The sequence below is a fragment of the Actinomadura atramentaria DSM 43919 genome (assembly GCF_000381885.1).
Classification (GTDB): Bacteria; Actinomycetota; Actinomycetes; order Streptosporangiales; family Streptosporangiaceae; genus Spirillospora; species Spirillospora atramentaria.
The window spans coordinates 72,706-91,292 of record NZ_KB907219.1 but is presented as its reverse complement, the minus strand read 5'-3'; the positions used below and the strand labels follow the sequence as shown (position 1 = coordinate 91,292).

General features: G+C 73.9%; 17 protein-coding genes. 5 read left to right on the top strand and 12 right to left on the bottom strand.

The features are described 5' to 3' along the window. Positions 1–18 precede the first annotated feature (18 nt). The 11 genes from G339_RS0124850 to G339_RS0124800 form a co-directional block, all read right to left on the bottom strand. Positions 19–336, bottom strand: coding sequence for a bifunctional 3-phenylpropionate/cinnamic acid dioxygenase ferredoxin subunit (locus G339_RS0124850; protein ID WP_019633771.1), 318 nt, complete (start codon positions 334–336; stop codon positions 19–21). Next, positions 333–1,457 carry a Fe-S cluster assembly protein SufD gene (gene sufD / locus G339_RS0124845; RefSeq protein WP_019633770.1) on the bottom strand — a complete coding sequence of 375 codons (1,125 nt, stop codon included), beginning with the start codon at positions 1,455–1,457 and terminating at the stop codon, positions 333–335. Before sufD ends, G339_RS0124850 begins: the two co-directional genes overlap by 4 nt. Next, positions 1,457–2,869 (bottom strand): Fe-S cluster assembly protein SufB, encoded by a 1,413-nt coding sequence (gene sufB, locus G339_RS0124840; RefSeq protein ID WP_019633769.1) that lies wholly within the window; start codon positions 2,867–2,869, stop codon positions 1,457–1,459. Before sufB ends, sufD begins: the two co-directional genes overlap by 1 nt. Next, on the bottom strand, positions 2,866–3,642 hold the full coding sequence (locus tag G339_RS0124835; protein ID WP_019633768.1) for a helix-turn-helix transcriptional regulator: 777 nt from the start codon (positions 3,640–3,642) through the stop codon (positions 2,866–2,868). The genes sufB and G339_RS0124835 overlap by 4 nt, the downstream gene beginning before the upstream one ends. Positions 3,643–3,756: 114 nt before the next feature. Further along, positions 3,757–4,677 carry a universal stress protein gene (locus tag G339_RS0124830; RefSeq protein WP_019633767.1) on the bottom strand — a complete coding sequence of 307 codons (921 nt, stop codon included), beginning with the start codon at positions 4,675–4,677 and terminating at the stop codon, positions 3,757–3,759. After that, a complete protein-coding gene (locus G339_RS0124825) occupies positions 4,674–6,116 on the bottom strand; it encodes an amino acid permease (RefSeq protein ID WP_019633766.1) in 1,443 nt (480 codons plus the stop codon). The genes G339_RS0124830 and G339_RS0124825 overlap by 4 nt, the downstream gene beginning before the upstream one ends. Before the next feature lie 85 nt (positions 6,117–6,201). After that, positions 6,202–7,137 carry a carbamate kinase gene (gene arcC, locus G339_RS0124820; RefSeq protein WP_019633765.1) on the bottom strand — a complete coding sequence of 312 codons (936 nt, stop codon included), beginning with the start codon at positions 7,135–7,137 and terminating at the stop codon, positions 6,202–6,204. A gap of 12 nt (positions 7,138–7,149) precedes the next feature. Beyond that, positions 7,150–8,151 carry an ornithine carbamoyltransferase gene (argF, locus tag G339_RS0124815; RefSeq protein WP_019633764.1) on the bottom strand — a complete coding sequence of 334 codons (1,002 nt, stop codon included), beginning with the start codon at positions 8,149–8,151 and terminating at the stop codon, positions 7,150–7,152. Positions 8,152–8,204: 53 nt separating this feature from the next. Next, positions 8,205–9,449 carry an arginine deiminase gene (locus tag G339_RS0124810; protein WP_019633763.1) on the bottom strand — a complete coding sequence of 415 codons (1,245 nt, stop codon included), beginning with the start codon at positions 9,447–9,449 and terminating at the stop codon, positions 8,205–8,207. Between the two features lie 50 nt (positions 9,450–9,499). After that, on the bottom strand, positions 9,500–10,999 hold the full coding sequence (locus tag G339_RS0124805; protein WP_019633762.1) for an amino acid permease: 1,500 nt from the start codon (positions 10,997–10,999) through the stop codon (positions 9,500–9,502). 106 nt (positions 11,000–11,105) lie between these two features. Further along, entirely contained in the window at positions 11,106–12,008 is a 903-nt protein-coding gene (locus G339_RS0124800; protein ID WP_019633761.1) for a F0F1 ATP synthase subunit gamma, read from the bottom strand. Between the two features lie 145 nt (positions 12,009–12,153). On the opposite strand from G339_RS0124800, the gene G339_RS0124795 reads away from it, so the two are divergent. The 5 genes from G339_RS0124795 to polX all read left to right on the top strand — a co-directional run bounded on the left by G339_RS0124795 (position 12,154) and on the right by polX (position 17,539). Next, entirely contained in the window at positions 12,154–13,101 is a 948-nt protein-coding gene (locus G339_RS0124795) for an ABC transporter ATP-binding protein (protein ID WP_033324269.1), read from the top strand. 68 nt (positions 13,102–13,169) lie between these two features. Further along, the gene (locus G339_RS0124790) at positions 13,170–13,886 is read left to right on the top strand and encodes an ABC transporter permease (protein ID WP_084693411.1); all 717 of its coding nucleotides are present in this window, start codon (positions 13,170–13,172) and stop codon (positions 13,884–13,886) included. Positions 13,887–13,889: 3 nt separating this feature from the next. Further along, on the top strand, positions 13,890–14,849 hold the full coding sequence (locus G339_RS0124785; protein ID WP_019633758.1) for an EamA family transporter: 960 nt from the start codon (positions 13,890–13,892) through the stop codon (positions 14,847–14,849). A 74-nt stretch (positions 14,850–14,923) separates the two neighbouring features. Beyond that, positions 14,924–15,760, top strand: a complete 837-nt coding sequence (gene prcB / locus G339_RS0124780; RefSeq protein WP_019633757.1) for a proteasome subunit beta — start codon at positions 14,924–14,926, stop codon at positions 15,758–15,760. A 45-nt stretch (positions 15,761–15,805) separates the two neighbouring features. After that, the gene (gene polX / locus G339_RS0124775) at positions 15,806–17,539 is read left to right on the top strand and encodes a DNA polymerase/3'-5' exonuclease PolX (RefSeq protein ID WP_019633756.1); all 1,734 of its coding nucleotides are present in this window, start codon (positions 15,806–15,808) and stop codon (positions 17,537–17,539) included. Here the strand turns inward: polX and G339_RS0124770 are convergent. Next, a complete protein-coding gene (locus G339_RS0124770) occupies positions 17,536–18,555 on the bottom strand; it encodes a COX15/CtaA family protein (protein WP_051107956.1) in 1,020 nt (339 codons plus the stop codon). The two genes, polX and G339_RS0124770, sit on opposite strands and share 4 nt — an antisense overlap. Positions 18,556–18,587 lie beyond the last annotated feature (32 nt).

The window sequence follows — 18,587 nt, the reverse complement described above, 5'->3', positions numbered from 1 at the left end:
TGTGTGCTCTCTCGTGTGTCAGTCGTCGGAGCCGAGCGAGACGTAGACGTCGCCGTCCTCGACCTTCACCCGGTAGGTGGCCACCGGCTGGGTCGCCGGCGGGTTGGTGGGCTTGCCGGTGCGCAGGTCGAAGCACGACCCGTGGAGCCAGCACTCGATCGTGCCGCCCTCGACCTCGCCCTCGGACAGGGAGACCTCGGCGTGCGAGCAGATGTCGTTGAGCGCGAACACCTCGCCGCCCGCGCGCACCAGCGCGACGGGGGTGTCGCCCACCTCGACGCCGAGGGCGCCGTCGGCGGGCACGTCGGTCAGCGCGCACACCTTCTCGTACGTCATCGGTCCAGCTCCGCCTCGATCGCTTCCCGCACCTTCTCGCGCACCTCGGGCACCTCGATGCGCTCGACGAGCTGCCCGAGGAACCCGCGGACCACCATGCGGCGGGCCTCGTCGAGGCTGATGCCGCGCGCCTGGAGGTAGAACAGGTGCTCGTCGTCGAGGCGGCCGGACGCCGAGGCGTGGCCCGCGCCGACGACCTCGCCGGTCAGGATCTCCAGGTTGGGGACCGAGTCGACGCGGGTGCCGTCGGTGAGGACCAGGTTGCGGTTCAGCTCGTAGGTGTCGGTGCCCTCGGCCTCGGCGCGGATGATGACGTCCCCGATCCACACCGCGTGCGCGTCGGCGTCCTGGAGCGCTCCCCGGTAGTCGACGCGGCTGCGGCAGTGCGGCCGGTCGTGGTCGACGAACAGGCGGTGCTCCAGGTGCTGGCCGCCGTCCACGAAGTAGACGCCGTACAGTTCGGCGTCGCCGCCGGGCGCGTCGTAGACCACCGACGGGGAGAGGCGGACCAGGTCGCCGCCGAGCGTCACGTTGTGCGACACGAAGCGGGCGTCCCGGCCGAGCCGGGCGTGCTGGTGCGAGACGTGGACGGCGTCGTCGTCCCAGTCCTGGAGGCTGATCACCGACAGCGCCGCGCCGTCGCCGACGACGAACTCGACGTTGTCGGCGTACGTCGCGCGGCCGCGGTGCGCGAGCACCACGGTGGCGCGCGCGAACGGCTCCACGACCACGGTGGTGTGCCCGTAGGCCGCCGCCCCCGCGTCCTCGCCCCGGAACCGCAGGACGGTCGGCTCGGCGACCTCGGTCTCCTTGGGGACGGTGACGACGGTGGCCTGCGCGAACGACGCCCACGCCTGGGCGCTGACCCGGTCGGCGGGCACGAACGCCCGGCCGAGCCGCGGGTCGTCGCGGCCGACCGTCTCGACGGTCACGCCGGGCGCCGCCTCGACGTCCGCGATGACCTTGCCGTCGCCCTCGGCGGTGCCGTTGTGCAGGCCGCGCAGGCGGCGCAGCGGGGTGAACCGCCACTCCTCCTCGCGGCCCGTCGGCACCTCGAAGTCGGCGACGTCGTAGGAGGCCTTCTCGTGCAGGGTCGAGAGAGGCCGCTCGTCGAGCCCCATCAGCCGACGGCTCCTTCCATCTGCAGCTCGATGAGCCGGTTCAGCTCCAGGGCGTACTCCATCGGCAGCTCGCGCGCGATCGGCTCGACGAACCCGCGCACGATCATCGCCATCGCCTCGTCCTCGCTGAGGCCGCGGCTCATCAGGTAGAAGAGCTGGTCCTCGGAGACCTTGGAGACGGTCGCCTCGTGGCCCATCTCGGCGTCGTCCTCGCGGACGTCGACGTAGGGGTAGGTGTCGGACCGGCTGATCTGGTCGACCAGCAGCGCGTCGCACTTGACCGTGGCCTTGCTGTGCTCGGCGCCCTCCTGGATCTGCACCAGGCCCCGGTAGGACGTCCGGCCGCCGCCGCGCGCGACGGACTTGGACACCACGCTGCTGGAGGTGTGCGGCGCGGCGTGGACCATCTTGGCGCCCGCGTCCTGGTGCTGGCCCTCGCCCGCGAACGCGATCGACAGCGTCTCGCCCTTGGCGTGCTCGCCGAGCAGGTAGACGGCCGGGTACTTCATCGTGACCTTGGAGCCGATGTTGCCGTCGACCCACTCCATCGTCGCGCCCTCGTAGGCGACGGCGCGCTTGGTCACGAGGTTGTAGACGTTGTTCGACCAGTTCTGGATCGTGGTGTAGCGGACGCGCGCGTCCTTCTTCACGACGATCTCGACGACGGCCGAGTGCAGCGAGTCCGACTTGTAGATCGGGGCGGTGCAGCCCTCGACGTAGTGGACGTAGGAGCCCTCGTCGGCGATGATCAGCGTCCGCTCGAACTGGCCCATGTTCTCGGTGTTGATCCGAAAGTAGGCCTGGAGCGGGATCTCGACGTGGACGCCCGGCGGGACGTAGATGAACGACCCGCCCGACCACACGGCCGTGTTCAGCGCCGCGAACTTGTTGTCGCCGACCGGGATGACCGTGCCGAAGTACTCCTGGAAGATCTCCGGGTGCTCGCGCAGGCCGGTGTCGGTGTCGACGAAGATGACGCCCTTCTCCTCAAGGTCCTCGCGGATCTTGTGGTAGACGACCTCGGACTCGTACTGCGCCGCGACCCCGGCGACGAGGCGCTGCTTCTCCGCCTCGGGGATGCCGAGCTTGTCGTAGGTGTTCTTGATGTCGGCGGGCAGTTCCTCCCAGGAGGCGGCCTGCTTCTCGGTCGAGCGGACGAAGTACTTGATGTTGTCGAAGTCGATCTCCGACAGGTCCGATCCCCAGGAGGGCATGGGCTTCTTGTCGAAGAGCCGCAGGCCCTTGAGGCGCAGGTCGAGCATCCAGTCCGGCTCGCCCTTCTTGGCCGAGATGTCGCGGACGACGTCCTCGTTCAGGCCGCGCCGGGCGGACGCGCCGGCGGTGTCGGTGTCGGCCCAGCCGAACTTGTACCGGTCGAGCCCTTCCAGCTCAGGGTGGGCAGCCGTAGTCATAGGGAGGTCCTCCCGGACTCCTCGTCGTCAGTGGTCGGCACGTCCGTCCGCTCCCCCTGGCACAGGGAGCGCGGGCTGACGTGGGTCGTGCAGATGCCGTCGCCGTGGGCGATGGTCGCGAGCCGCTGCACGGGCGTGCCGAGCATCCGGCTGAACGCCTCGGTCTCGGCCTCGCAGAGCTGGGGGAACTCGGCCGCGACGTGCGCGACCGGGCAGTGGTGCTGGCAGAGCTGCTCGCCGCCCCCGGGCGGCGGGGCCTTGCCCGCGGCGGCGGCGTAGCCGTCGCCGGACAGGGCCTCGGCCAGTCTACGGACCCGCTGGTGGGGCGGGGCGGCCTGCACCGCGGGGCGGTGCCTGCGCTCCAGTTCGGCGATCTGCCGCCGCGCGAACTCCGCGACCGCGCGCTCGCCCGCCGTCTCGGCGAGGAAGCGCAGCGCGCTGGTGGCCAGGTCGTCGTAGGCGTGGACGAAGGCGCTGCGGCCGGACTCGGTGATGGCGAACCACTTGGCCGGGCGGCCGCGGCCGCGCCGCGGCTGCGGCCGGGCGCGGCGGACCTCGATCATGCCCTCGGCGAGCAGGGCGTCCAGGTGGCGGCGGACGGCGGCGGGCGTGAGGCCCACCAGGTCCCCCAGCGCGGACGCCGTGACGGGCCCGTGCTCGAGGATGAGCCGGGCGACCCGGGCGCGCGTGTCGCGCTCGCCCTGCCCGGCGCCCGACGGCGCGCCGGCGGGCCGCGCGTCGGCGGCTCCGGCGGTGGTCGGTTCCTCGCTCACGTTTTTCACAACATCAGTGTGCCGTAATTACTTCCCGCCCACCAACGGATCTCCGATGTCGTCCCTCACGCAGGCAAGCCTTACCTAAGTAGGCGAAAAGGCTTCCACGCCGCGTCATTCGGCGGTCGTCCCGCGCGGCAGGACCACGACCGGGCAGCAGGCCGCCCGAACGATTTTTCCGGAACTTTCGCCCAGGAACACCTTCCGGAGGGGCCCGTCGTGGCTCGACTGGCACGCCAGGATCTCACCCGGCTCCATCGGGACGGAGCCGAGGGCCGCCGGGATTCCGGCGCCGTCCGCCGCGACCGTCTCCACCGGCACGGCGGTCGGCCCGGCGGCGAGGTCGGCGCGCACCGCCTCGGCCGCGCTCTCCAGATCCTGCTCGGCCTCGGCGCGCTGCCGGGCGACGACGTCGGCCGACCCGCCCCGGAACCGCGCGGGCAGCCCCGCCGGGTGCAGCACCAGCGACACCAGCCGGACGGGCACGCCGAGGTCCGCGCCGAGCCGGGCGGCGGCAGCGAGCGGGCCGCGCGTCCCGCGCCCGCGCCGGTAGGCGACGGTGAGCCGGGTCAGCGCGTCCGGCGGGTCCTCGGCGTAGCCGCGCGGGGCCAGCAGGACGGGCGCGGGCGCGCCGTGCAGGAGCTGGTCGGCGGTGCTGCCGATGGCGATCCGGCCGCGCCGGCCGCGCGGGGCGGAGCCGATCACGATCGTGCCCGCGCCGGCGTCGCGGGCGACCTCGGCGAGGCCGCGGCCACTGCCCCGGTGGGCGTGGGAGACGTAGGCGGCGGACCGCTCCAGGCCCGTCCCGGCGAGCCGTTCGGCGGCGCGGTCGAGGACGGCGGTGGACTGCTCGCGCAGGTAGGACGTCCACTCGGCGTCCACGGACGCGGGGCCGCGCGCGGGCCAGCCGGGCGGGCGGACGTGGGCGGCGGTCAGCGCCGCGCCGGTCGCGCGGGCGTACCGGACGGCGAGGGCGAGCGCGTCGTCGCCCCGGTCGTCGGGCGCGTAGCCGACCAGGACGCGCGGTTCGGTCATGACGTCCCTCCGGGATCGCGGGCGAGCCGGGAGTGCCGGCGGCCGTAGAGGAAGTAGGCGAGCAGGCCGCCGAGCGTCCAGAGCGCGAACACGCCCCAGGTGACGCCGCTCAGCTTGACCATGAGGTAGACGCAGAACCCGACGCCGAGCAGCGGCGTGACGGGGAACAGCGGCGTGTGGAAGCTGCGCGGCATGTCCGGTTTCGTGCGGCGCAGCACGATGACGCCGACGTTGACCATCGCGAACGCGAACAGCGTGCCGATGCTGGTGGCGTCGGTGAGCTGGCCGAGCGGGACGGCCGCGCCGAGCACGGAGATGAACGCCGCGACGATCAGCGTGTTGGCCAGCGGGACCTGGGTGCGCGGGTTCACCCGCTGGAAGATCGGCGGGACGAGCCCGTCGCGCGACATCGCGAACAGGATGCGGGTCTGCCCGTACATGACGGTCAGGACGACGCTGGCGATGGCGATGACCGCGCCGAGGGACAGGATGATCGACGGCCACGACTGCCCGGTGGCGCGTTCGAGCACGGTGGACAGCGACGCCTCGCTGCCCTCGGCGTCGAACTCCCCGAGCGGCATGGCCCCGACGGCGGCGAGCGCGACGAGCACGTACACGGTCGTGACGATCGCGAGCGAGAACACGATGGCCAGCGGCAGGTCCCGGCGCGGGTTGCGGGCCTCCTCGCCGGCGGTGGAGGCGGCGTCGAAGCCGATGTAGGAGAAGAACACCTTCGATCCGGCGGCGCTGAGCCCGGCGAAGCCCATCGGCGCGAACGGCTGGGTGTTCTTGCTCTGGAACGCGGTGAACGCCACCGCGCAGAAGAACAGCAGGATGCCGATCTTCAGCAGGACCATGATCGTGTTCGCGACGGCGCTCTCGGACGTCCCGCGCAGCAGCAGGAACGTCGCGAGCAGCACGATCACGACGGCGGGGATGTTGACGACGCCGCCGTCGCCCGGCGGGCTGCTGATCGCCGCCGGGAGCGTGAAGCCGAACGCCTGGTCGAACAGGTCGTTGAGGTACTGGCCCCAGCCGACCGCGACCGCCGACACCGACACCGCGTACTCCAGCAGCAGGCACCAGCCGCTCACCCAGGCGATCAGCTCGCCGAGGGTGGCGTAGGCGTAGGAGTAGGACGAGCCGGAGACCGGGATCGTCCCGGCCAGCTCCGCGTACGACAGCGCGGAGAACATCGCGGTGAACGCGGCGAGCAGGAAGGACAGCACGACGGCCGGCCCGGCGAGCGGCACCGCCTCGCCGAGCACGACGAAGATGCCGGTGCCGAGCGTCGCGCCGACGCTGAACAGCGTGAGCTGGAGCAGGCTCATCGAGCGCTTCAGCTCGCCGCCCTCGCCCTCGCCGCCCTCCTTGACGATGTCGCCGACCGGTTTGGTCCGCAGGAGGCTGTGCAGCAGCGGGTGCGCGCCTGCGTTCAACGGCGTCCCCCTTCCCGTTCGTGCGGTCCCCCGCCGGACGGCGGAGGGGTCGGTCGACGGGGGTGGACGCCGGGGGACGTCGGGTCTAGAGCGTGCTGGTCAGCGGCCAGGTGGCGTTCGGGGTGACGATCGTGCCCGCCGTGCCCTCGAGGATGTGGACGCACTGGTCGAGGCGGCCGATCGCCGCCATGTCGCCGGTGCGCTCGACGAACCCGGCGGCGGCCTCGACCTTCGGGCCCATCGACCCGGCCGGGAAGTCCTGCGAGCGCAGCTCGTGGGGCGTGGTGTGCTTGATCTCGTCCTGCTCGGGCGTCCCGAACCGGCGCATGACGCGCGGGACGTCGGTGAGGATCAGGAACGCGTCGGCCTCCAGCATCTCCGCGAGGACGGCCGCCGTCAGGTCCTTGTCGATCACCGCCTCGACGCCCTCGAGCTGGCCCACGTCGTTGCGGAACACCGGGACGCCCCCGCCGCCCGCGCAGACCACGACGGTGCCGCCGCGCACCAGCTCGCGGATCAGCCGGGTCTCCACGACCCGCACCGGTTTCGGCGAGGGGACGACGCGCCGCCAGTGGTCGCCGTCCGGCTTGACCGTCCAGCCGTACTCGCGGGCGAGCTTGTTCGCCTCCTCCTGCGAGTACACCTGGCCGACGAACTTGGCGGGGTCGTCGAACGCCGGGTCGACCGCCGACACCAGCGTCTGGTTGATCATCGCGATGACCTGGCGGCCGGGGAGCGCGTTCTGCAGCGCCTGGAGGATCCAGTAGCCGATCATGCCCTGCGTCTCGGCGCCGATCGTGTCGAGCGGGTACGGCCGCGTCAGGTTCGGGTCCAGGACGCTCTCCAGCGCCAGCACCCCGACCTGCGGGCCGTTCCCGTGCGTGATGATCAGCTCGTGCCGTTCGGCGAGCGGCGCGAGCGACCGGACGGCGGACATGACGTTCGTGCGCTGCAGGTCCGCGTCGGGCCTGTCCCCGCGCCGCATGAGCGCGTTGCCCCCGAGGGCGGCGACGATGCGCATCCGGTCCCCCTCTCAGGCCAGCGTCGCGACCATGACGGCCTTGATCGTGTGCATGCGGTTCTCGGCCTCGTCGAAGACGATCGAGGCGTCCGACTCGAACACCTCGTCGGTGACCTCCAGCGCGTCCAGGCCCGTCCGGCGGTAGATGTCCTCGCCGACGACGGTGTGCCGGTCGTGGAAGGCCGGGAGGCAGTGCATGAACTTCACGTCCGGGTTGCCGGTGGCGCGCAGGACGTCGGCGTTGACCTGGTACGGCTTGAGCATCCGGACGCGGTCGTCCCACACCTCGGCGGGCTCGCCCATCGACACCCAGACGTCGGTGAGGACGAAGTCCGCGCCGCGCACGCCCGCCGCCACGTCCTCGGTGAGGACGATGTCCGCGCCGGTCCGCGCCGCGACCTCGCGGGCGGGTTTGAGGACCGTGTCCTCGTCCGGCCACAGTTCGCGGGGCGCGACGATCCGGACGTCCATCCCGCAGAGCGCGCCCGCCGCGACGTAGGAGTGACCCATGTTGTTCCGGGCGTCCCCGAGGTAGGCGTAGGTGACCTTGTCCAGCGGCTTGTCGGAGTGCTCGCGCATCGTGAGGATGTCGGCGAGCATCTGGGTCGGATGCCAGTCGTCGGTGAGGCCGTTCCAGACCGGGACGCCGGAGTACCGCGCCAGCTCCTCGGCGTACGCCTGCCGCGACCCCCGGTACTCGATCGCGTCGTAGAGGCGGCCGAGGACGCGCGCGCTGTCCTTCATCGACTCCTTGTGCCCGATCTGCGACCCGCTCGGGTCCAGGTACGTGACGTGCGCGCCCTGGTCGTGCGCGGCGACCTCGAACGAGCAGCGGGTCCGCGTCGAGGTCTTCTCGAAGATCAGCGCGATGTTCTTGCCGGTCAGCCGGGGCCGCTCGGTGCCCGCGTACTTGGCGGCCTTGAGGTCGGCGGCGAGGTCGACGAGGAACAGGAACTCCTTCGGCGTGAGGTCCAGCTCCCGCAGGTAGCTGCGGCCCCGCAGATTGAATGCCATGTCGTGCGCTCCGTTCTCCCGCTCGCCTGTCACGTGCCCCGCGGCCGGTCCCGTCACGCGTCCCGTTCCAGCGGGCAGCTCATGCAGCGCGGGCCGCCCCGGCCGCGGCCGAGCTCGCTGCCCCGGATCGTCAGGACCTCGACGCCGTGCCGCTCCAGGTGCGCGTTGGTCGTGGTGTTGCGCTCGTAGGCGATGACGACGCCGGGTTCGACGGCCAGGACGTTGGAGCCGTCGTCCCACTGCTCGCGCTCGGCGGAGAACACGTCCTGCTCGGCGGTGAGGATCGTGATCCGGTCCAGCTCCAGCGCCGCCGCGATGACGCGCCGCATCTCCGCCGCCGGGTGCTCGGTGATCCGCAGCTCCTTGGCCGTGTCGCCCGGCCGGACGGTGAAGGACGGCAGGTCGCCCATCCCCGCGTACCGGGTGAAGACGCCGTGGTCGACCATCGTCATGACGGTGTCCAGATGCATGAACGCCCGCTTCTCCGGCATCCGCAGCGCCACGATCCGGTCGCACGCGCCCCCGGCGAACAGCGACCGCGCCAGCATCTCGACGGCCTGCGGGCGCGTCCGCTCGCTCATGCCGACCAGGACCGCGCCGTCGCCGATGACCAGGACGTCGCCGCCCTCGATCGTCGCGGGGGCCGCCGCGGTGCCCTCGGTCCAGACGTGGAAGCCGTCCGGCGCGTCCGGCCGCCCGTACCCGTCGGCGAACAGCGGGTGCCAGCGGTAGATCGCCTCCATGTGGACGGTCTCGCGGGACCGGGCCTTCTTGCGCATCGCGTTGATCGAGACGCCGTCGTAGATCCAGCAGGACGTGTCGCGGGTGAACAGGTGGTTCGGCAGCGGCTGCAGCAGGAACGCGTCCGGGCCGAGCGCCGCGAACGCCACCGACGCCGGGGCAGGGGCGCGCTCCAGCAGCTCGCGCTTGGTGATGCCGCCGATGAGGAACGACGTCAGCTCGGCGGGGCTCATCGCGTCGAGCGCGTTGCGGACGGTGTCCACCGCCAGCGGACCGAACGCGCGCGGGTCGACGGCGTGGTCGAGGACGTGCTTGCGCGCGTCGGGGATCTCGACGGTCTCGCGCAGCAGGTCCGCCAGCAGGAGGACGCGGACGCCGCGGGCGCGCAGGACCTCCTCGAACTCCGCGTGCTCCTCCTCGGCGCGCCGCACCCACAGCACGTCGTCGAACAGCAGGTCCCCGGCGTTGGACGGCGTCAGCCGCTTCAGCGACAGCTCCGGCCGGTGCAGCAGCACCTGCCGCAGTCGGCCGACCTCGGAGTCGACGTGGAACGGCATCGCGGCCACCTCCCGTGGCGGATCGCCGGCGGCGGGCGCCGCCGGGCGGGTCAGGACGCCGGGGACACCGGCAGTTCGGGGCGTTCGGTCGGCCCGTGGTCGGCGGGCCCGTGGTCGGCGGGCCCGTGGTCGGCCGGCCCGTACTCGCCGCGCCGCGCCTTGGTCCAGATGTAGACGGGCACGCCCGCCAGCAGCGCGAGGACGCCGAGCAGCACGGCCCGCTCCCCCGACCCGTAGACCATCGCGAACGCGAACAGCAGCGCCGCGACGGCCGGGACGAGGTCCACCGCGACCCGGCGCCCGCGCACCCGGCGGCCGCCCGCCCCGCGCCCGCCCGCCACGTACCAGAAGAGCTGCGCGGACGCGGAGAAGAAGTACGGGACGGCGGCGGTGAAGGACGCGAACAGCAGGATCGTGTTGAACGCGTTCTTCGAGGCGTAGGCGAACAGCAGCAGCAGCGAGGTCAGGACGGAGCCGGTGAGGATTCCGGCGACGGGGACGCCGCGCCGCGTCACCCGGCCGAACGCGGCGGGGAACAGGCCGTCGCGGGCGGCGGCCAGCGGCATCTCGCCGACGAGCATCGTCCAGCCGTTCATCCCGCCGATCGCCGACAGCGCGGCGCAGCCCGCGACGAGCGGGCCGAAGACCGCGCCGCCCGCGCCGCCGCCGAACATCGCCTCGATGGCGTCGGCGAAGGGCGCGCCGGAGTGGACGAGCCGGTCGTGCGGGACCGTTCCAAACACGGCGGCGGTCGCGAGCAGGTACAGCCCGCCGCACAGCGCGACGCCGAGCACGCTGGCGCGGCCGATGTCGCGTGCGGGGTCCGCGAGCCGCCCGCCGAGGATCGTCGCGCTCTCCATCCCGGAGAACAGGAAGAGGATGAGGCCGGCGGCGAGCCACGCCGCGTCCCACGCCGACCCGCCGCCCGCCGTGAACGGGCCGAGCCCGGCCGGGGAGAGCGAGAACGGCCCGGCGAGGACGACCAGCAGCAGCGGCGCGAACGTCACGGCGGCCGTGGCGAGCTGGACCCGGCCGACGGTCCGGGCACCCGCGAGGTTCGCCAGGGCGGGCGTCCAGATCCCGGCGAGGCCGATCGCGATGCTGCAGAACGCGCCGTGGTGGCCGGTGAAGTACTCGACGTAGCCGATCCAGGCGACGGCGACCCCGGCGTTGCCGCCCCAGGCCGTCAGCCAGAACGACCAGGCCGACCAGAACCCGGCGAACTCGCCGAACGCGTCGCGGGTGTAGGCGTACGGGCCGCCCGCCGCCGGGATGCGCGCGCCGAGGCGGCCGAAGACCAGGGCGAGCGCGAGCGCCCCGGCGGTCGCGACGACCAGGACGCCGAGGCTGATCGTGCCGATCGCGGCGAGCGAGGCGGGGAGCAGGAAGATCCCGGCGCCGACGACGTTGCCGACCAGCAGCGCGGTGGCCTGCGGGAGCCCGAGCCGCCCGCCCGCGGGATCGGCGGCGGCCGGAACGGCGTCGTCGGCGGGCGGTCGCGGCGGGACCGCCCCGCCGCTCCCCCGGGGCGGCGTCCCCGGCTCTCCCATGCGTCCCCCCGGCGGAGTCACCAGCGCGCGACCACTCTGCGCGACCAATTGAGCACGGTGGGAAATACCCCGAGGCTTCTGACCGAAAACCGGGGCGGCCGCCGCGTCACTCCGGCGCGGACGTCAGCGCGTTCGCGCCCGCGACGATCTCGGTCAGCTCCATCGTGATCTCGTCCTGGCGGGCCTCGTTTGCCTCCCGCGTCAGGCGCTGCACCAACTCGTTGGCGTTGTCGGTCGCCGACATCATCGCCGAGCGCCGCGCGGCCCACTCCGACGCCGCCGAGTCCAGCAGCATCCGCCAGATCCGGCCGTTGACGTACTGGCGCAGCAGGCCGTCCAGCACCAGTTCCGGGATCGGCTCGAACTCGTAGGACGGCGGCGCGCCCGCGGCCTCGCCCGCCGCCGCCTCGCGGATCTCCAGCGGCAGGATGCGGCGGACCGCGACGCGCTGGGAGAGCATCGACACGAACTCGGTGTAGACGACGTGGACCTCGCCGACGCCGCCCTCGTCCGCCGGGCGCGTGAACGCGTCCAGCAGCCGTCCGCCGATGTCGGCCGCCGCCTCGAACGGCGGCTGGCCGGAGATCCCGCCCCACACCGCCTCGGCCTCGCGCTCGTTGAAGCGGAAGTTCTCGATGGCCTTCTGGCCCGTCAGGTAGAAGCGCGGCTCGCTCCCCCGCTCGCGGAGCATCCGCGCGACGGCCCCGCCCTCTTTCAGCGCGTGCTGGTTGTACGCGCCGCAGAAGCCCCGGTCGCTCGTCATGATCAGGACGGCGGCGCGGCGCGCGTCCGGCCGCTCGTCCAGCAGCGGGTGCCGGATGCCGACGTGGTGGGAGATCAGCGCCGACACGGCGCGCGTCACCTGGTCGGCGTACGGCTTGGCGGCCGCGAGCCGCTGCTGCGCGCCGGAGATGCGCGCGGCGGCGATCAGCTCCTGGGCGCGGGTGATCTTCGCGGTGGACTTGACGGAGCGGATGCGCGAGCGCAGCGCGCGGAGCTGGGCGGCCATGCGGCCACGCTGCCACGCCCGTCCCGGCCCCGGCCGGGGGCGGGACGGACCGGGGGCGGACCGTTCCCGAGCCTTTACCCGCGCCCGAGCGCGCCGGGGGGCACCCCGCACGGAGCTGGCGCGGCCCCGACCTAGACTCGTCTGCATGGCACCCCCCTTGGACAGCGCCGACGCCGGCGCCGAGGCCGCCCTCGTCCTGGACGGGCTGGTCAAGCGCTACGGGTCGGCCGCCGCGGTCGACGGGCTGTCGCTGCGCGCCGAGCGCGGCGCGCTCACCGCGCTGCTCGGCCCGAACGGCGCGGGCAAGACCACCACGATCGAGATCTGCGAGGGCTTCCGCCGCGCCGACGCGGGCCGCGTCCGGGTCCTCGGCCTCGACCCGGCGGCCGACGCCCGCGCGCTCAAGCCGCGCGTCGGCGTGATGCCGCAGTCCGGCGGGGTGCCGGGCACCGCGCGGGCCGGGGAGTTCCTGCGGCTCGTCGCCGCGTTCCACACCCGTCCCCTGGACCCGGCCGCGCTGCTGGCGCGGCTCGGCCTCACCGAGCAGGCCCGGACGCCGTTCCGGCGGCTGTCGGGCGGGCAGCAGCGGCGGCTCTCGCTGGCCGTCGCCGTCGTCGGGCGGCCCGAGCTGGTGTTCCTCGACGAGCCGACCACCGGCCTGGACCCGCAGGCCCGGCACGCGACGTGGGAGCTGGTGGAGGAGCTGCGGTCGGCCGGGGTGTCGGTGCTGCTGACGACCCACCACATGGAGGAGGCCGAGCGCCTCGCCGACCGGGTCGTGGTGATCGACCGGGGCCGCGTCGTCGCGGCGGGCACGCCCGCCGAGCTGACCGGCGCCGAGCGCCAGCTCCGGTTCCGCGCCCGGCCCGGCCTCGCGCTGGACGAGCTGCTGACCGCGCTGCCGCCGGGCAGCGCCGCCAAGGAGTCGCCCGCCGGGCACTACCTCGTCGAGGGCGACCTCGGGCCCGGCCTGCTCGCCACCGTCACCGCCTGGTGCGCCTCGCACGACGTCCGCACCGACGATCTGCGCATCGAGCGCCGCACGCTGGAGGACGTCTTCCTCGAACTCACCGGACGGGAGCTGCGCGCGTGACCGCCCCCGCCGCCGCCCCCGCGGCGCTCGACCTGGCGCCCGCGCCCGGCGCGGCCCGCACCTCCCGGATGGTCCTCGCCCAGACCGCCTACGAGGTGCGCGGGACGCTGCGCAACGGCGAGCAGCTCCTGCTCACGCTGATCATCCCGGTCGTGCTGCTCCTGCTGTTCGGCGGCACGTCCCTGCTCGACCTCGGGCCGGGCCCGCGCGTCGGGTTCCTCGCGCCGGGCGTCCTCGCGCTGGCGGTGATGTCCACGGCGTTCACCGGGCAGGCCATCGGCACCGGGTTCGAGCGGCGCTACGGCGTCCTGAAGCGGCTCGGCGCGACGCCGCTGCCGCGCGCCGGGCTGATCGCCGCCAAGACGCTGACGGTCGTGCTGGTGGAGGCGCTGCAGGCCGTCGTGATCGGCGCGGTCGCGTTCGCGATGGGCTGGCACCCGCACGGCGACCCGGTCTCGGCGCTGCTCCTGCTGCTGCTCGGGACGGCCGCGTTCAGCGGGTTCGGGCTGCTCATGGCCGGGACGCTGCGCGCCGAGGCGACGCTGGCCGCCGCGAACCTGGTGTACGTGCTGCTGCTCGCGGTCGGCGGCGTGGTGTTCCCGCTGGACCGGTTCCCGGGCGGGGTGCGGTCCGCGCTGGAGCTGCTGCCGATCTCCGCGCTCGCGGACGGGCTGCGCCGCGTCCTGCAGGACGGCGCGGCGTTCCCCGGCGGGCCGCTGCTCGTCCTCGCGGTGTGGGCGGTCGCCGGGCTCGCGCTCGCCGCCCGCTTCTTCCGGTGGGAGTGACCGATGGCGCTCGCTGACGCGCCGGGCTCGCTGGGCGCGGGCGGGCTGCCGCGCCGGGGCCGCGCGCTGCCCCGCCTGCTGGCCGCGGGAGCCGTCCCGCCGCCCGCGCTCATCCTGCTGGGCATCCTGTCGGTGCAGGTCGGCGCGGGGCTGGCCAAGCACCTGTTCGACCGGCTGCCGCCGAGCGCGGTGGTGTTCCTGCGGCTGCTGACGTCCGCGATCGTGCTCGGCGTGCTCGCGCGGCGGCCGCTGCGGACGGCCCTGGCCGACCACTCGCCGCGCAGCCTCGCGGTCGCGGCCGGGTTCGGGCTGTCGCTGTGCGCGATGAACACGTGCATCTACCAGGCGTTCTCCCGCATCCCGCTGGGCGTCGCGGTGACGATCGAGTTCGTCGGGCCGCTCGCGGTAGCCGTCCTGGCGTCGCGGCGCGCCAGGGACTTCGCGTTCGCGCTGCTCGCGGCGGCGGGCGTGCTGCTGCTGGCGCGCGGCGGCGGGGAGCACCTGGATCTGCTCGGCGTGGCGTTCGCGCTGCTCGCGGGCGTGGGCTGGGCGGCGTACATCCTGCTCAGCGCCGCGACCGGGCGGCGGTTCTCCGGGTCGACGGGTCTCGCGCTGGCCAGTCTCGTCGCGGCGGCCGTCGCGGTCCCGTCCGGGGTGGCGGCGGGCGGGACGGCGCTGCTGGACTGGCGGCTGCTGCTGTTCGGGCTCGGCGTGGGGCTGCTGTCGTCGGTGATCCCGTACACGCTGGAGATGGAGGCGCTGCGGCGCGTCCCGCCGCGCGTGTTCGGCGTGCTGATGAGCCTGGAACCCGCCGTCGCGGCGCTGATCGGCGTGCTGCTGCTCGGCGAGGTGCTGGACGTCAAGCAGTGGGTCGCCATCGGCTGCGTCATCGCCGCGTCGGCGGGCGCGACGCTCGCCGGGCGCGCCCGCGACGGCGGCTCCGGGGACGCGCCGGGCGGCTGAGCGCCGCGGTTGGCGGGCCCGCGCGGGCCGTGCGAGGATCGGACGAGGACCGTATCCGCGACGAAGGAGTCACCGTGACCGGGTGGGCCGACGACCAGGGGCTTTCCCCCGAGCTGTTCGAGGCGGCCCCGCCGTCCTTCGTGGACTTCCTGCGCCGCAGCGCGCCCGAGCTGCTGCCCGTCAACCGGCTGCCGCGCGAGGAGCTGGTGTCGCTGCCGCACGGCACGACCGTCCTGGCCCTCACCTACCCCGGCGGGGTGCTGATGGCGGGCGACCGCCGCGCCACGCAGGGCAACGTCATCGCCTACCGGCGGCTGGACAAGGTGCAGCGCGCCGACGAGCACTCGGCCGTGGCGTTCGCGGGCACGGTGGGGCTGGCGCTGGAGATGGTCCGGCTGTTCCAGGTCGAGCTGGAGCACTACGAGAAGATGGAGACCGTCCCGCTGTCCCTGCCGGGCAAGGCGCGGCGGCTGGGCGCGGTGATCCAGGCCAACCTCGCGCAGGCGCTGCAGGGGCTCGCGGTCGTGCCGCTGTTCGCCGGGTTCGATCTCCGGGCGGGCACCGGCCGCATCTACACCTACGACATCACCGGCGCGCCGCAGGAGGCGCACGGCTTCCACGCGGACGGGTCCGGCTCGCCGTACGCGGAGGGCTCGCTGAAGAAGCTGTACCGGCCCGACCTGTCGCTGGAGGACGCGACGCGCGTCGCGGTCGAGGCGCTGTACGACGCCGCCGACGACGACTCGGCGACCGGCGGCCCGGACCGCGCGCGCCGCCTCTACCCGTCGGTGTCGGTCGTCACGGCGGACGGGTACCGGGCGCTGGGCGAGGACGAGGTCGCGGCGGTCGTCGACACGGTCGTCGAGGGGCGGCTGCGGCGGCCGGGCGGCCCGGTCGCGCCGCTGCGCTGACCGCGCCGCCGGGGAACGTCCGACCCCGTTCGTAGACTCGGCGGCATGGCACGCGCGAACGACGAGGCGGCGGCGCTCCTGCTGGAGCTGGCCGACCTGCTGTCCATCACCGGCGGCGACGCGTTCAAGGTCCGGGCGTACGAGAAGGCGGCCCGGTCCATCGCGGGCCACCCCGAGGACGTCTCGGAGCTGTCGCTGGCGGGGCTGAAGAAGATCCCGACCGTGGGCGAGGCCATCGCCCGGAAGGTGCAGGACTACACCTCCACCGGCACGATCCGGCAGGTCGAGGAGCTGCGCGCGCAGATCCCCGCCGGGGTGCGGGCGCTGACGGAGATCCCGACGCTCGGGCCGAAGAAGGCCCTGGCGCTGTACGAGGAGATCGGCGTCTCGTCGGTGGACGAGCTGGCCGAGGCGATCGAGCGCGGGCGGCTGCGCGGCGTGAAGGGCTTCGGCCCGAGGACCGAGGACAACCTGCGGCACGGCATCGAGCTGCTGCGGCAGGCGGGCGGGCGGGTGCTCGTGGACGTCGCGGCGGACCTGGCGGACGAGGTCGTCGCGGCCGTGTCGGCGGCGCCGGGCGTGCTGCGCTGCCGGTACGCGGGGTCGCTGCGGCGCGGCCGGGAGACGATCGGGGACGTGGACGTCCTGGCCGCCGCGCGCGACGCCGGGCCGGTGATGGCGGCGTTCACCGCGCTGCCGTTCGTCACCGAGGTCATCGCGGCGGGCGAGAAGAAGACGTCGGTGCGCACGTCGCGGGGCCTCCAGGTGGACCTGCGCGTCGTGCCGCCGGAGGCGTGGGGCGCGGCGCTGCAGTACTTCACCGGGTCGAAGGCGCACAACGTGCGCACGCGGGAGATCGCGGTGCGCGCCGGGCTGCGGCTGTCGGAGTACGGCGTGTTCGACGTGGAGTCCGGCGAGCTGGTCGTCTCCGAGACCGAGGAGGAGGTGTACGCCCGGATCGGCCTGCCGTGGATCCATCCGGCGCTGCGCGAGGACGCCGGGGAGATCGAGGCCGCGCTGGAGGGGGAACTGCCCCGGCTCGTGACCGTCGAGGACGTCCGCGGCGACCTGCACAGCCACACCGACCTCACCGACGGGACCGCGTCGCTGGCCGAGATGGTCGCGGCGGCGAAGGACCGGGGGCTGGAGTACTACGCGGTCACCGACCACGCCCCGGACCTGTTCATGCAGCGCATGACGGACGCGAAGATCCTCGCCCAGCGCGAGGAGATCCGGAAGCTGGACGCCCGCACCGAGGGCCTGACGATCCTCCAGGGCGCGGAGCTGAACATCGGGCCGGAGGGCGGCGTCGACTGGGACGCGGACTTCCTCGCGGGCTTCGACCTGTGCGTCGCGTCCGTCCACTCGCAGTTCCGGCAGGACTCCGCGGAGATGACGCGCCGGTTCGTCCGGGCGTGCGAGAACCCGTACGTCCACGTGATCGGCCACCCGACGACCCGGTCCATCGGCCGCCGCAACCCCGTGGACGCCGACTGGGACGAGGTCTTCCGGGCGGCGGCCCGCACCGGCACCGCGCTGGAGATCGACTGCTTCCCCGACCGGCTGGACCTCCCCGCCGACCTGGTCCGCCGCGCGAAGCGGTTCGGCGTGGTGTTCTCGGTCGACACCGACGCCCACTCGATCCGCGACCACCGCAACATCCGGTTCGGGATCGCCGTCGCGCAGCGCGGCTGGCTCACCCCGGACGACGTGATCAACACCTGGCCGCTGGACCGGCTGCGCACGTTCCTCGCGGGCAAGCCCGACCGCGTCCGCTAGAGCGCGGGCTGCGGCTCCTGCCGGGGCGCCTCGACGGGCGCGGCCGCCGTCGCCGGGCCGCGGTCGCGGAGCGCGAACGGCACCCGCAGCGCGGCGATCCACAGCACGACCGCGCCGAGCATGTGCAGGACGACGAGCTGGCCGGGAACGCCGAGAGCGTACTGGGTGTACCCGATCGCGCCCTGCGCCAGCTCGATCGCCAGCAGCTCGACCGCGCGCCGCCGCAGCGGGCCGGGGACGTTCGCCCGCACCGCCCACACCAGCACGACGACGGTGACCAGCACGAGCGTCCAGGCGAGTTCGCCGTGGACCCGCGCGACCGTCTCGATGTTGAAGTTCCACCGGCGCGCCTCGGCGTCGCCCGCGTGCGGGCCGCTGCCGGTGACGACGGTGCCCGCGACGAGCACCAGGCCCGCCGCGACGACCAGCGCCCACGACAGCCACCGCAGCGCGGACCCGCCGACGCGGCGCGGCGCGGCGTCGCCCTCGCCCGAGCGAATCCACAGCAGCACGCAGAAGACGACGAGCGCCGGGGACACCAGGAAGTGGACCGCGACCGCCGCCGGGTGCAGGTCGGTGAGGACGACGATGCCGCCGATCACGGCCTGCGCGACGACGCTCATCGGCTGCGCGAGCGCCAGCCACACCAGCTCGCGGCGGCGCGGGACCAGCCGCAGCGCCGCGACGAACACCAGCGCGCCGATGGCCAGCACCACGAAGGTGAGCATCCGGTTCCCGAACTCGATGCCCATGTTGAGCGCCGGGTGGTCGGGGTTGCTGGTCGGGACGAGGCTGTCGCCGGTGCAGCGCGGCCACGTCGGGCAGCCGAGGCCGGACTTGGTGACCCGGACGGCCCCGCCGGTGGCGACGATCACCGCGTTGCCGACCACGCCGAGCAGCGCCAGGAACCGCAGCGACGCGGGCGTCGGCCGCCAGACGGCGTCGACGGCCCGCCGGAGCGGGTTCGCGGAAGGCGTGCGGGCGGGGTCATCGGATCGTTCGGCCACGCTCCTCATCGTATGGGCGGCCCTCCGCGACCCGGACCCGA

Bases quoted from the DNA above. Each gene is read 5' to 3' on its own strand.
- sufB (WP_019633769.1), bottom strand. From the start codon at position 2,869: ATGACTACGGCTGCCCACCCTGAGCTGGAAGGGCTCGACCGGTACAAG.
- arcC (WP_019633765.1), bottom strand. From the start codon at position 7,137: ATGCGCATCGTCGCCGCCCTCGGGGGCAACGCGCTCATGCGGCGCGGG.
- G339_RS0124770 (WP_051107956.1), bottom strand. From the start codon at position 18,555: ATGAGGAGCGTGGCCGAACGATCCGATGACCCCGCCCGCACGCCTTCC.
- G339_RS0124790 (WP_084693411.1), top strand. From the start codon at position 13,170: ATGGTCCTCGCCCAGACCGCCTACGAGGTGCGCGGGACGCTGCGCAAC.
- polX (WP_019633756.1), top strand. From the start codon at position 15,806: ATGGCACGCGCGAACGACGAGGCGGCGGCGCTCCTGCTGGAGCTGGCC.
- argF (WP_019633764.1), bottom strand. From the start codon at position 8,151: ATGGCATTCAATCTGCGGGGCCGCAGCTACCTGCGGGAGCTGGACCTC.
- G339_RS0124850 (WP_019633771.1), bottom strand. From the start codon at position 336: ATGACGTACGAGAAGGTGTGCGCGCTGACCGACGTGCCCGCCGACGGC.
- G339_RS0124810 (WP_019633763.1), bottom strand. From the start codon at position 9,449: ATGCCGTTCCACGTCGACTCCGAGGTCGGCCGACTGCGGCAGGTGCTG.
- G339_RS0124800 (WP_019633761.1), bottom strand. From the start codon at position 12,008: ATGGCCGCCCAGCTCCGCGCGCTGCGCTCGCGCATCCGCTCCGTCAAG.
- G339_RS0124795 (WP_033324269.1), top strand. From the start codon at position 12,154: ATGGCACCCCCCTTGGACAGCGCCGACGCCGGCGCCGAGGCCGCCCTC.
- G339_RS0124805 (WP_019633762.1), bottom strand. From the start codon at position 10,999: ATGGGAGAGCCGGGGACGCCGCCCCGGGGGAGCGGCGGGGCGGTCCCG.
- sufD (WP_019633770.1), bottom strand. From the start codon at position 1,457: ATGGGGCTCGACGAGCGGCCTCTCTCGACCCTGCACGAGAAGGCCTCC.
- G339_RS0124785 (WP_019633758.1), top strand. From the start codon at position 13,890: ATGGCGCTCGCTGACGCGCCGGGCTCGCTGGGCGCGGGCGGGCTGCCG.
- G339_RS0124830 (WP_019633767.1), bottom strand. From the start codon at position 4,677: ATGACCGAACCGCGCGTCCTGGTCGGCTACGCGCCCGACGACCGGGGC.